We start from the raw sequence: 13,914 nt of genomic DNA on the forward strand, positions 1-13,914 counted from the left end.
ATGCAATTCATCCTCTACTCCACTTCCGAGGCCTCTTCTTCCTTAATATAACCTTTAGCAATAATCGATTGCTGAATATCTAACTTCACTTTTTTAAGTATACTTATCGCTAACGCTTTATTCGTTTGAGGGATTGGATCGTGCGGGTGTTCGGTTTTCCTATAGAAGTCATTTACAACTGAAGTACTTTTTAGAGTGTGCGAACGTAACTCACTCTCCGATACTGGCGAGTTCATTCTCTCAATAGCGGTTTCCGAAGATAATTCTTCGTTATTTAACTGCTCTTGTATCTGCTCACTTCGTAGTGACAATGCAGAAATAGTTGCAAGGCTGTTAATGGTTTCCTCTTTAGAGGTACCTTGCGCTTTGAATATCGAATCTAATGCATTAAGTTGCTCGATATCAGCTTCAGTACCAATACCAAGTAAAGTGTTTAAATCATCATTTATATCGGCATCTTCGGACTGAGCATTAAGAGATGCTACGGATGCATCATCACTGGAAGGTACATTACCTTCAGTTGTAATGACGTCTGAGGTAAAAATAACTCCTGAATCACTCTGTTTGCTCTCACTAACAACTTCTCCTTTGTTTTCACCATCAAGAGTCGGAGTAACTTCAAAGTGGTCACCATCAGAAACAGATTCATCATGCGATGAAGATGGCAAATTAAAATCTAAATCATTTAAGACGTCCATTTCCCTTGTATCTACGGGAGGTACCTCATGTACCCTCTCAGTAGGCTTTTCCTCAATTGCATCATTCGATACCACCGAAGGCTCTGCAGCGTACAAACTATCCATGTAAGAGTTATGCTGTTCGCCTAAATCTCGCATTTCTTCAACGCTATCTCTTACAAACGCTGAAAACGACAGCATTGATTTAGACAAAGAATTATCTGTTGCAGTTTCAGCTAAAGATAGAATGTTTGAAAGCTTCCCAATTTCTTGAACAAAAGACAAATCGATGGTGTTTAACTTTGACTTATTACTCGTAATAAGTTCGTACTCAGAGTACAGCAATAGCCAATCGTCAACATTTTCACGTAATTCTTCCGCAGGTTCTGGCAACATCATCCAGAAATCATTAATCGTAAGCGTTTCCAACTCTTTAGGGTGCAAGTTGGGGCCATCTATCCTATGCAATCTATCTACAGCATTTACGTAAATTTCGCCTTCGCGTAACCTTGAAACTTCACGTCGGTCTAATCGAGATTCCTCTTTATAAGATGCTCTAGATTCTTTTTGCCTTTGAGCTCCTGTAGACTCCGAATAATCGAGGTCCATCCCTTCTCGCTGCCAAACATAATCAATATCTGCTAGTTTGCTATACAACTCGAACGTAACATCGTCAATTATCCTTCCGGCTACCTTAATCGTTGTGTTACCTAAAACTGTATCTACCTCAGATTCAATCGATCCACCAAGCTTCTTAAGGGCAGGGATATCCTGCGCAGAATACCACGCCGAATAGCCTAAACCACGAGCCTGGGCAGCAACAGCACCTTCACCTTCAGAAAACATCATCCCTACTTCGTCCATGATATTGATGTATGGGTATGGCGCGTTTGTCGGCCTTTGTTTTAGGTTCTTTTTTACTTCACCAACAAAGACATCACCTAGAGATTGCCCCATTATGCCCTTTCTGGAAGCCATGATGATTCGCCCCATACTGGCGACGGATTCTGTAGAACCTTCCAGCGCAGGAAGCAACCCTAATAATACGCGATCTTGGTTAACAATCGCTTCTATATCAATTTCACCTCGGATAACACCAAAGATATCCGCATAGTCACCACCTAAAGTGTTAAATACAACGACGATCTGCATTGCTGCAAAACCCCATTGATCATAAACCTGTGGGCTTTGTACGCTTTCACCCCTTGTTATCTTTTGGAAGAATTCTGCAGTCATACCAGGTAAGGTTTTGATGAAACCCATCAACTCTTTTTTCTCTACCTCTGGAATTAATTCATTTCCAAGCAATGAACCCGCAGTTTCTAAAACTAAGTAATCCAACAGGGCAGGAATAGACAATTGAATCTCACCCAAATCTCTCAAGCAATGGGTTGGACGCATCAAGCCGGCAACAAGGGAATCTGCTCGCTTTGCCCAAATATCACCATCACCAGACATTAACGACTTAAAGGTTTCAGTATTCTGTGCCGCTGAACCACTTTCAACCAAATTGTAGGTGTTGGTTGTCCTATCAGTAGCATATTTATTTCGATTTCGACTACCACGTATGTAGTTAAGCAGAAAAAAATCGTCTATACGATTTGTTCTCCACATCATCGTTTGATGCATGAGAATTATTGATAAATCAGCTTTTGCATCCACGTACATATAACCGGCACCCCATACAAGAGCATTGGCTGAGCCGATACCAGATATTGTGAAAGTCTTACCTGACCCCGTTGTTGCTAAAAAAGCTAGATGCTGTCGAAGCATAGAGTTAGAAAACCATGCCTGTTCATTGGTACCGTAAACATTGCCAAAATATGCAATCCCATCAGCAGGGTCATATTTTACTTCGCCTTTAGAACCCTTTGCCGGAGAAGGGTTGAAATAATCAACCTTATCACCAGATGTTATCGGAGAATAATAGGGAAAATTGCACCGCAAATTAGCTCTGGTCCTGATCAAAATGTGGACTAAAGTTGCAACTAATGGAAAAATAAATGGCATTACGAAAAATGTTATAAGGGATAAGCTGTATAGCCATATAACACTGTCGCTCTGAAGAAAATCAAAGAATTTTTCGATTTTTGTTTTGGGTCTGTTTTGTAAGTACTCCTTACTTACAACGTGCTTTGTATAGTCACTCATACACTGCGCCTACTCAACATCCATTCTTAAACCTAACCCACTGCCAGATTCGAACAATTCGCTTCCGTTAACTAAGCTTGAAGGCTTCACATCATTAAATTTATACCCTACCCCTGTTCCTATACTGTCCGGCATGTCAACGCCATACCAATTACCAATATCCTTAGCAGAGTACCCACAAAAATTGCCGAAATCGGGTAGCTTTATAGACTTGAAAATCTCACCACCAAAACCATTAATTAGTTCATTCAGCCCACAATCCTCCAAGAGACTTGGGAATTCAGGCATTCCATATCGAGACATTTTCTCTTGCAAAAGCTGTGAACTGGATTTGCAAGTAGCTGCTTGTAGCCCTCCGGCAAAGCTAAACGTTGTACCGAGAATGATTAATGCTATGAATTTTCTATTTAAATTGGACATACTTATTCTTCCAAATTGAATTGTGATTTTAGGTTGTTGATCACTAATTGCTGACGTTCAGAATTGAACACTCGTTGAAATAGTTTCAACTTCAAAAATAGATATATGCGTCTAGTTAAAATCGAATTTGATATGTTTTCATGCTGGGAGGAAACAGACGAACTCGGAACATCAAGCATCTTGTGTGCATCTGACTCGGAGATGTAACAAATATCACCAAATAACTTCATTGATCGTGAAAAGCTCAATTGACTTTGTAAGTTCACCAAATCCTCAATGGTGACCCTCCTTCCAAACAAATCTGAGATTCCACCAACCATGCTTGCTAACTCATCGTCCTTAAGGGACTCATTAATTGTTTGTTTTTGTTCTAACAAAGAACTAATAATGTCGAAGTAAGACTGCACCTCACTATCCGAATCTACAGCCCAACCTTCGAGATTATCCACCTGCTCAATAACCTTTCGTTCATCATCATCGAATTTTGCCAACCACGCTTCTATGTCATCATTTGATAGCATTGCCTGTCCTTATTGCCGATTTATGATTTACACTATACAATATAAATAGTCATTGTAAGAGTTTAGGAAGGGAAATGAATAGAAAAAATTGGATAGGCAGCAATATATTTTTTCCTATATTGATCACGATAATATTTTTGCTTCCTCCAGACGGACATGCCAATACAACATCAGCAGTAACAGACGTCACTTCTGATTCAAAATTTCCTTCCGATATCGCTGAAAAAAACAAAGCTCACTTTGAAAGTTTGAAGGATAGAGCTATTGAAATTACTGACAAGCAAGGTGTATGGCTACCCAAGGGTTTTTTCTCAGGTCCAAGTAATAACGATATTTTCTTTCACCAAATGAAATTAGTTTTTGGTGAACCCGTTAGTCACGTTTTAAGGCTACTCAATGGTACTTCAGACAGCAACGCTTCTACCAAGACGGTAACCCTCGGGACCCTTTACGCCAAAATAATGAACTCAATAGGCATCATAATAATTATAGTTACGCTTGTTGGGTCATCATTATTGTTTATGTTCAAAAGGTCGATGGACATTTCATATCTAACAGTCGATAAAGAAGAGTCCTTGCCATTCTTAATGGCACGCGGATCTATAGGATCACTAATCACCTTTCCGATACCCGCATTAGGAGGTATGTCGCTACTGCAAGGAATTACAATATTCATCATTTTGATTGGTCTTGGAGCTGCCACAGCTACTATCAAAATTTCCGTTCCTTACACCCTTTCCCCTGGTATGGCTTATCAACCTCAACCTAAAGTTGCTCGATTTGTCGACTACATCCTGGAAGCTAAAACTTGTTCAATCGCAATGGGGTTAATGGATGGCGTATCTCCTGATGCATATAAGGGTATGGATAATGTTAAAATCGACGACAAAGGGAAATATCGGATTACACCAAACCAAGAATTCAAAATATATAAACATGTGGCATATTTTGGCGCAAACGGAAACGGAGACTGCGGCCAGCTTACTTTGTTCAATTATCAAACTCCAAATTCACTCGATAGTTTGGAAGATATTTTGCTCCTTACCTCTCACCAAGTTGGAGCAGAAAAAGCCGGTGAATATTTGAATAAAATATGGAAAGAACCATTAATTCACAACATAGCTAAAAAACTCACAACGAATAACCTTAACAACATGGAAGAACTTGCAAAAAAATACGCCGTTTACCGTGAGCGTATGCAAGATGAAATGATAGGTGACCTTTCTAACGAATTGAAAGATCGCTTAAATCAAAGTTCTTCCCCTCTTAATGGATCATCACTATCGTCTGTTTACGCAGAAGCCGTTGCCGATGTAGGATTTATGGGCCTAGGTGGTTTTTACACAATGCTAAGTGTAAGGCAGATGGAGATTACAATGATTCTATCTGATATCTACGGTGACCGAGAGCAACCTCACTGGCGTCCAAACACCACAGATTCCATATTTGCGGGAGTTGTAAAATGGTTTAAGAGTTTTGGTCATAGTTACGACAACCTAGAAATCCCCCAAAAAAACATATTGATGTTTTATAACTCTGCTCAAAAATACTCATTAAACAACGATATACAAAACATCATGAACTCATCAATGGACAAGTTCACGACAACTCAACTAGCTCAATCGATGGGGCAAAATATTATTGAAATTATCCGTTCGGATAGTAACGGAGTGTACTTCCCTAACCCTCTCGTTGAAATGCGAACTATCGGAAATGTAATCATCAATACAGCTTTTACGTATGCTGCAGTTTCCGTCGCATCTTCCATCACTCCAGCGGGTACCGTGATGAAAGAAGGTCTTAATCAAATAGGTGGTGCCGCAATTGATTTTGAAGCTCTAGCAGAAAAAGGTGGCGCAATGAGTGCGGCTTTAATTCTGTCCTTACTAGGTATAGGGGTCTTTTACTCTTACATAGTCCCTAATATACCTTATATCATGTGGAGTGTTGCGGTATTTTCTTTCTTCTCATACGCAATGGGCTCGATTATTTCTTCTGGTTGGTGGGGTGGCGCCATGGCGTTAAACGACCCACAAAATGAACGGACATTTGGTGGTCGATTTCAAGAAGGCGCAAACATAATACTTACACTTTTAATCCGCCCAACTCTAATGACGATGTGTTTCTTTTTGGCAATGATCTTAAATATTGCGCTTGGATACTATTTACATTGGACTTTAGAAGCGGCTTCTGTCTCTGCCAGTTACGGTGGGTTTAACTTTTTAGCCATTTTGGGGACACTTTTTGTCAATGCGATTGTTATGACTGCCGGGATTATCAAAAATCACAGCCTTATTTGGGAACTACCGGACCAATTTCAAAGGATGCTGAGCTTTAGAAATGCGATCGAAGACAACTCTCACGACAGCGCTATGTCTACATCACAACAAATGTCCGGCACATTGGCAGGTAATGTATCAACCGTGACCCAATCAATGCTAAAGAACCCAGTAAAAGGTGTTTAATAAAAACTCAGATTTAACTAACCACTCAATTTAACAGGAGATTTTCATGGGCGGATTCGGAGCTAAAGCAAGACAAGCTATAAAGGAAGCAAACAGACAAGCTGAAATTCAAGGGGAAGAAGATGAGGAAATCATTTCTAGTGATGCTTTAGTATCTACATCTGAACCTGCTGTTGAGCAAGTAACTGAAGTTGAAGAATCACAAGAGGCCGATCTTGAAGAATCACAAGACGCTGACCTTGAAGGATCACAAGACGCTGACCTTGAAGGATCACAAGAGGCCGAACTTGAAGAATCACAAGAGGCCGACCTTGAAGGATCACAAGAGGCCGATCTTGAAGAATCACAAGAGGCCGAACTTGAAGAATCACAAGACGCTGACCTTGAAGGATCACAAGAGGCCGATCTTGAAGAATCAGTAATCGAAGCTAATCAAATCTCCAATAGCGATAAATTGCATTCAGCCATCGAGTTAACATTAGAAGTTGCGAATGAAAACGAAATATACCTTAATTCAAGTGACGTGGAAGTTGAAAAAAGCTTAGCTTGCTCAACGAAAATAAACTCTGCCTTGATTCAACTTGAAGACTTAATAGAGCATGTAGACTCATCTGAACTAGAAAGCCACAAAGTCGGATTATTAAAAATTAAAGACCTGAACTTCGTAAATATTGGGGCTGCAATTTCAGACTCACTATCAGAGTATCTAGATAACATAGAACCGCCGAGCATTAACGATGATAGTGAAGAACAAGCACAAAAAAATGAATCTTCTTTAGCATACGCAAATAAACTGATTCAAAACATGTCTCGTTTAAACACTCCTCTTGAAGCCATGATCCGTAACAAGACTATAGATAGCAAGGCCGATGACCTTATAAAGAACCAAAACAATCTACAATCAGTTGTATCCAAAACGTTGACGAAACTCCAAGATGCTTCGCTTGATGAGCATGAAACTTTCCATCAGATCAAAGATTTATCAAAATCTATCAATGCCAACATTGAAACAATTAAGGAAATTCGCAATAAACAAACATCTGCCAGCCAAACTGTCGATGTCAATAATCAAAACTATGACCAACCTGCTGGTTCCAACATTGAGTACCCACAAGAAAAGTCCGATATCAGCGCCAATAGTGTGCATTCAGAAATTGAATTTGATGACGAGCTACCTATCAACCCAAACGCAGCTAGCGATACGTTAGATACTGTTGCTTGGGTACAACCTGAATTTTCTCGAAATAATAAAAAATCTATATCCATAGCCCAAAGTGTATTTAAAGGGGTTGAGCGAACTATGGCTATCAAGAAGAGTATATTCATGTCCGACATGCACAGAGGAATAAAGTACAACGATGATCACGCAGAACATAATCTCAGATTCAATGGTGTCATCAAAGATTACGGGGATATGTTCAAGTTTACAGGCACAAGCCGCAAAGCAAACGCTAAGCACGCGGTTAAATTAGCAGAGCAACTTGGATGGAACACCATTGCTGTGAGTGGTAATGCAAATTACATTGAAAAAGTCTCAATGTTAGCGAGTAAAAAAGGCATTCAGGTGATTGAGATAGATACTCGCATTCATACGCAAGAATTTACGAAACCTACAGAGAAAGTCACCTCTCGTGATCTTAAATCACTTAAAGAAGATATCCCACCTAAAGTGGTAAAACCGATTACCGATAAAGGCTTAAGTGGCACACTAGCTTCTAGTCAAGGCATCAATAAAGAAGCTGAAATGGAAGAACAGTCCCCTAGAAATAACAGCCGCATTCAAATAAGCATGTAATTTACTTCGCATTAAAAACGAAAGATTTAAGGTAATTTAATGAACCAATGGTCAAAGCTCACGCCTACCGAAGCCATAAAAAAGCTAAAAAAACTGAATGCTGAACTAGGTAAAAACAAAACCACTGACGACTATATTAAAGGGGAGTTCAACTCTTTCTCTGAAACTACATCACAGCGCTTGAAAATACTCTTACGTGCTGACTGGAAAGACAGAAATAGTGTCACTTTATACATTCAGTCGCTAGTTAGTATAAAAGTAGAGCTCGATACATTTGGGGACCTCATACCAACTGAACTTCATGATTTAATCGACATTAACCTCTCTAAGATTGATGGTGCGATTGATAGCTTAAATGTGCCTACTATCATAAATACGACCTCAGATATTCAGCAAAGTTGCTACTCGATTTCATCTCAAGTAGCAATGCTGAGTACTTGTAATAAAAACATCATGTCAAAACTCGTTAATGATAATGAATTGCGTTATATGCAGTCCAAGTTAAATCACGAATTAAGATGCAACATTGCTCTAAGAACGAGTGTAGATGATCTCAGTAATAAAATAGATATGCTGCGCCTTAGCAACCGTAAAGTTGATCCGGTATCATTGCTAATGCCATCTAAGGAAAGGGGTTACGTACCAACTTTTCAATCAGAATATAATGGCTTCTGCTTTAGTCCTGATCAGCTTGCAACCATTCGACTGTCAAATTCTCCAAGTAAAGTTAAGAGGAAAGAGATCCATAAAGGACTCCGCTCTTGTATTCCTTTTCTGTCATACATAAAACAAACCTTGGATCATAATGGGACAAGAATCCATAAAGTCTCGAACGGCCTAACTATTAATCAATTTCAATCGGGCCAGATTACATTTAATCATGAACATATCGAGCTTGCTAAATCATTTTCGTTAAAATATATAACAAAACAAAAGCCTGGTATGGAACCTGTTCTTATATGGGGAAGTGAAACATTCACTACTTACATATCCGAAAATCTGAAACAGAAAGCGATACCCTGTACAATACTCAAAAAGGACATTATTACTTCAATAAAGGCCTTCAAAGAGGTAAAAATTACTCCTGATGAACAGGCTGCAGCAAAAGCTAATAACAAATTATTCAAAACGAATAGACCCACCCCACTAACTCCGCTGAGTCACAGCCTGAATTACTCACAACCTCACAATCCAAAGTTAATTTCTTAGGGAGGAGAACTATGGCCTTCATACCCTCATTCATTATTGATGAAATAAAGAGCAAAGTTAATATTATCGACATTTTAGAAAGAGAGATTGGACTATCTAAAGTAAAAAAAATAAATTCCGACGATAAATATCAGGCCTGCTGCCCTTTCCATGATGACAAGACCCCCTCTCTCGTTGTTAATAACGACGGTGGTACATTCCACTGCTTCGGTTGCAATGAAAGTGGAGATGCAATTGATGTCTTTACAAAGCACCTTCAATTACCTTTTTACAAGGCCATTGAAAAGCTATGTTCATATTCTGGATATGACCTAGAAGCACTTATGAAGGACATGGCGCAAATTGATAAGGCTAGGAGTACGGCCATAAAGGTAAGCAGCTTGCCTCTTACCAACCAACTTTTTAATAGACTAACCAATTACAACCCTTTCCGTATAAACAACGAACATAGTGAAATATCATTACCAAACTCATTCGTAGAAATGAGCTCTCGTCTAAACTCGCTCAATTACCTGACTGATTCGGGAAATGGAACTGAATTAGTAAACCTCATTAATGACTCAAGCACCATAAAAAGAATTGCTACAGAAAATAAGACATTAAAAGATGGCAAGCTCACATTTTATGCAAACACAAACTATTTACCGGTAATGACCATTTCCAAACCAGACAACTCAAGTTCATTACCAATTATTGTTTCTGAAAACAGTTCTGATAAGCAATTCCACTGTTCTGGCTTCTTAGTTTTGGATGAAAACCTTGATCTTATGGACACCTACCCAAATGATGCCGTAGAAAGCCATAACTCCATACTGATACCACCGCCATCTCAAGTAGATATGTTTGAAAACGTTGATGAAATTTATATTACAGAATCCTCTAGCCAATACATTGAGTTAGTTTCATCCAATGTAACGAATGTCACCGCACCTGCAGCTGGAGAATTGAACCACCAGCATTTGCGCCAAATGAGTAATCTACCTACTAAGAACTTAACTTGGGTTACCACACAAAAGTTCATAGCCAACCCAAGATTGCTTTCTAAGCTAGCTATCTTTACTGAAACCATAGGAAGCAACAAACAACTTAATATTGTTATGCTAAAAGATAACCAAGATAACAATGCATTCTCTTCGCTAGTAATGAATAACCCTAAAACGGCATTCAACACTATAAACTCCAAAAAACTTCCTGTAGGAGATGTTGTAAAAATGGCTTTACCTACTATCTCTTTGCTAACAGGGACCCAGTATGACTTTGCGATACGATCGAGCGCCCTATTCGCTAAAAAGATGTTGTGCAGTGAGAACGAAAAGACCCAGGCAACGGCGATCGATATAATCAACAAGCTGATAAACATTACAGCCAAACCAAAGCATGAAATATATAGCCTAGTTTGTGGTGTTGGATCTAGCACCATGAAAAAATGCATAAGTGAAATAGATACCTTTGACGTTAGTACTCACAAAGTTCCAAGCATTATTGATACGGGCAAAACCTTCGACTCAATGGATAGAGATATAAAAATGATGATGGCAAAAATTAAAGCCACTCTAACAGGAAATGAGAACGATCCTTTTTATGAAATTGAAACCAAATCGGTAAAACTACAACTTGCAGAGTCATTATTGTTTGTACACGCAATAGAAAACATATCTCATTCACAAAACCTATCGCCAGAAGCATTACAGAACAACCCAACTAAATAACACATTCACTCCCTACTTCATAAACCCAAGCGTGACATAGGATATCGCTTGGGTTGCGATTTTCTAACCCAATTCCGCATTATCAATCATTATTCTTCCGACAAGAACGGTGCCTCTAAATCTGCCTAATTTAAATAAACAAACGCACAGCCTTCTACTATCGTTACAGACCACTATTCCACCCAAGCTATCACGATGTACTTTTACATAAACCCCACCATTTGAATGTAAAAATACATTTCATATAATTTTACGATGTATAATTACATACTTGGTAAATACTGCCTGTATTCTTGCAAGCTCTTTTGTTTGGACGCATATCGATTGATATCAGGCCAGTATCCAGAATTTTGGCAATCAACCCTCTGGCATCTTGTGTCATATCAAGACAATGCATGCCACTATAATTAGATATGAACTCTGCTCCGGTCATTTTTTCGACTTAGATTCAAATTACCCTTATCAATACAAGGTGCCACTATAGGACCAAGCGCTCCATACTGCGCCTTCTGGTGTCAAATGGTGTCACTTGGTGTCACTTGGTGTCACTTGGCGCCATGATGCATTGGTGGCCTGCTTGCATCCTAGTGCCACCTTGTGTCATTTGGGGGCATTTATGGGCATTTCGTGCGAATTAATGCATTACTCAAACTTTCGATTTAACAAATAACTGTCAATATTTCACCTTTCGCTGGAGGTGAATCGCATAATTTTAAATACCGTTTGATAGCAATACATCACAAACCCAGCCATACCTGTGAATTGTGGCCACATTCATATAGCAATAAAGGGGGGGGAGAAAAACTTCATAAATATAGGTTGATATTCACCGGTAATTTGGACAACAGAAAGTGAGTAATCAAGTAGATCTGTAATGTTATTGATCCAACAAGTTAATGCAACTTTCATAGGCACACATGGTTTGGGATGAAGAGAACGGCAAGGTTCAAATTGGATTTGATGAAACGAGTGATCGCAAATAGATAGCTATCTAGATCTGTATTGGATGGATCGAGCTTGCGAAAGATGGATGTCGACAAAATAGAAAGGTGACGTGGTGAGGAGATGTTGAATAGCAATAGATTTTGAGCCGATATGAGTAAGACTAGATAGCAACACATATCATGTAATCATGTAAAAATACATCTTTCACCAAAATGGTTATGTATAAACGACGTATTTACTTTGGTGACAATGATACGATGACGTAGAGAAATTAGAATTAGGGGGTGTTTATGTATTTTTATCGAAACCAACTAGCTGACGAGAGCTATGAATATGTAGGGCCTTTTGTCATGGCTAAGGAAATGCTTTATGAGGAGGTGGCAAAATCGGAACGTGAAAATAAAATCAACACATTCACGGAATCTGAAATGAAGGTCCTTGAAACCTCCACTTTTGAACATTCAATTTATTCTATAAATCCAATGGAACTCAACAGCAAGCTAAGCGTTCGCGGTCATTTAAGTCATTACGAATACCGGTATATATACGAGGCCAATAAAGAGGCGATGTCTATTCAGGAGTGGTTAACGTTTACAGAGATTAATAACAACAAACACCTTAATTACATGAGTGGCCGCTCCCTGGTGAAAGGTGCTCTGGTTAAAAAGCTTTGCGATCTAATGATATCCCATAGTTACTTACTGGAGACAACAGCCTTTAAGTTGATTCGTTGCGTAGTAGATAACCGCTCCGTAGAGAGTCTTTCACGCAGTGAGTATGGTCAATATAGCGTTGAGTTTTTGAGAGTTCTAAGAAGCTGTAAAAATGCGGGTTTAGAATACTACTGGTCTTGTCGAAGCCATGTCGACTTGATGCAGACGCGTATATATGTGGAAACCGACTCATTACGTCGTAATCAATCTGCCGATGCAAACGAAACAGCCTTTATGTCCGACTTTGATAAGACATCTGAATTTAATGCCATGAACGTAAAGCGAAATACTGCGTCAGATAAAAAATATAGAAATCAGAGAGCAACGGAAGCTAAGAAGTTAGCAGCCATCGTTACTCAACTACGAGCTACTAGGTTAAGTAAGCTGTCGGATGAACAACGCTCTGCATCTGAGGAACTTATAACGAATGCTTTAAGGACTTTAAATACATTTACCGAGGTAGCCCCAGAAGCAGGTTTAATGAATATGCTTGAGCGAATGATGGGTGACGAATTGAAGAATACCCTTACCTTTGAAGCTCACTCCTTATCCGGTGAAATTATTGAACACTCTCAACCCTCTTATACAACAGAGGTAGAGTTCGAATCACTTACTGCAGATAGTCTAGATAAGAGTGATAAATTGGACTTACTTGATGATGAGTTGTTTTCAGGTCTACCTTGTTAGTCAAATTAGGTACCCTTTAAAGTAGAGAGTAAACATCTAAATTCTCATACCTTTGCATATACATAGTGCAAACATAAAAACAGCCTCTCATTTGGCTGTTTTTTTATTTGTAAGAAAGGAAAAGATTTTTAGTATCCGCCCCATGAACCCACGGGCCGACTTGTCAGTGTTTGAAGTTCCAAGGTAGGAGTGCGTCGATATCAGGCTCTGCTTTCGCCAACTCTTTCATGCACTTGACTAGGTAGTCATAGAGGATAAGACCGTTGGCTTTCGCGGTCTCGATGATGCTGTAAAGCATCGCGCTCGCATCAGCACCGTTTGGTGTGTTAGAGAATAGCCAGTTCTTCCTGCCAATAACCAGCGGTTTCATTGCGCGTTCAGCGCGATTATTATCGATAGATAAGTGGCCATCGTCGATATAACGAGTGAGCTTTGACCACTGCCCGAGCGTGTATTTTATCGCTTTGCCCAGTGGGCTAGAGCCTATCACCTTCTGGGTTGTCATCCATTGGTAAAGCTCATCCAGTATCGGCTTGGCAAGTGCTTGACGCTCTGCTTTTCGCTCTTCGGCAGGCGCACCTTTTAAGCGCGATTCTATCCCGTAGAGTTTTTGGATTTTAGC

General features: G+C 39.4%; 9 protein-coding genes. 5 read left to right on the forward strand and 4 right to left on the reverse strand.

Annotated elements, in window-relative coordinates:
* Window positions 1-14 precede the first annotated feature (14 nt).
* The 3 genes from AB4653_RS02850 to AB4653_RS02860 are packed head-to-tail and all read right to left on the reverse strand — an operon-like array spanning window position 15 to window position 3,769.
* Complete coding sequence (locus AB4653_RS02850) at window positions 15-2,828, reverse strand: hypothetical protein (RefSeq protein ID WP_102258371.1); 2,814 nt, start codon at window positions 2,826-2,828, stop codon at window positions 15-17.
* A gap of 9 nt (window positions 2,829-2,837) precedes the next feature.
* Complete coding sequence (locus AB4653_RS02855) at window positions 2,838-3,248, reverse strand: hypothetical protein (RefSeq protein WP_102258370.1); 411 nt, start codon at window positions 3,246-3,248, stop codon at window positions 2,838-2,840.
* Window positions 3,249-3,250: 2 nt separating this feature from the next.
* A complete protein-coding gene (locus AB4653_RS02860) occupies window positions 3,251-3,769 on the reverse strand; it encodes a hypothetical protein (protein ID WP_102258369.1) in 519 nt (172 codons plus the stop codon).
* 74 nt (window positions 3,770-3,843) lie between these two features.
* Between AB4653_RS02860 and AB4653_RS02865 the strand changes: the two genes are divergently transcribed.
* From AB4653_RS02865 to AB4653_RS02885, 5 genes are all read left to right on the forward strand, one after another.
* A complete protein-coding gene (locus AB4653_RS02865; RefSeq protein ID WP_102258368.1) occupies window positions 3,844-6,234 on the forward strand; it encodes a DotA/TraY family protein in 2,391 nt (796 codons plus the stop codon).
* Between the two features lie 46 nt (window positions 6,235-6,280).
* Window positions 6,281-8,029 carry an LPD7 domain-containing protein gene (locus AB4653_RS02870; RefSeq protein WP_102258367.1) on the forward strand — a complete coding sequence of 583 codons (1,749 nt, stop codon included), beginning with the start codon at window positions 6,281-6,283 and terminating at the stop codon, window positions 8,027-8,029.
* A gap of 39 nt (window positions 8,030-8,068) precedes the next feature.
* Window positions 8,069-9,238 carry a hypothetical protein gene (locus AB4653_RS02875; RefSeq protein ID WP_102258366.1) on the forward strand — a complete coding sequence of 390 codons (1,170 nt, stop codon included), beginning with the start codon at window positions 8,069-8,071 and terminating at the stop codon, window positions 9,236-9,238.
* Between the two features lie 11 nt (window positions 9,239-9,249).
* Window positions 9,250-10,947 (forward strand): CHC2 zinc finger domain-containing protein, encoded by a 1,698-nt coding sequence (locus tag AB4653_RS02880; protein ID WP_102258365.1) that lies wholly within the window; start codon window positions 9,250-9,252, stop codon window positions 10,945-10,947.
* A 1,235-nt stretch (window positions 10,948-12,182) separates the two neighbouring features.
* Window positions 12,183-13,292 (forward strand): hypothetical protein, encoded by a 1,110-nt coding sequence (locus tag AB4653_RS02885; RefSeq protein ID WP_102258364.1) that lies wholly within the window; start codon window positions 12,183-12,185, stop codon window positions 13,290-13,292.
* Between the two features lie 163 nt (window positions 13,293-13,455).
* Here the strand turns inward: AB4653_RS02885 and AB4653_RS02890 are convergent.
* The coding region (locus AB4653_RS02890; protein WP_136996200.1) for a transposase at window positions 13,456-13,914 on the reverse strand (459 nt) is incomplete at its 5' end.

This window comes from Vibrio sp. 10N.222.48.A3 (assembly GCF_041475345.1).
Lineage (GTDB): Bacteria > Pseudomonadota > Gammaproteobacteria > Enterobacterales > Vibrionaceae > Vibrio > Vibrio tasmaniensis_A.

Coding starts and splice junctions, on each gene's coding strand:
- AB4653_RS02875 (WP_102258366.1), top strand. CDS start 8,069: ATGAACCAATGGTCAAAGCTCACGCCTACCGAAGCCATAAAAAAGCTA.
- AB4653_RS02880 (WP_102258365.1), top strand. CDS start 9,250: ATGGCCTTCATACCCTCATTCATTATTGATGAAATAAAGAGCAAAGTT.
- AB4653_RS02870 (WP_102258367.1), top strand. CDS start 6,281: ATGGGCGGATTCGGAGCTAAAGCAAGACAAGCTATAAAGGAAGCAAAC.
- AB4653_RS02885 (WP_102258364.1), top strand. CDS start 12,183: ATGTATTTTTATCGAAACCAACTAGCTGACGAGAGCTATGAATATGTA.
- AB4653_RS02855 (WP_102258370.1), bottom strand. CDS start 3,248: ATGTCCAATTTAAATAGAAAATTCATAGCATTAATCATTCTCGGTACA.
- AB4653_RS02865 (WP_102258368.1), top strand. CDS start 3,844: ATGAATAGAAAAAATTGGATAGGCAGCAATATATTTTTTCCTATATTG.
- AB4653_RS02850 (WP_102258371.1), bottom strand. CDS start 2,828: ATGAGTGACTATACAAAGCACGTTGTAAGTAAGGAGTACTTACAAAAC.
- AB4653_RS02860 (WP_102258369.1), bottom strand. CDS start 3,769: ATGCTATCAAATGATGACATAGAAGCGTGGTTGGCAAAATTCGATGAT.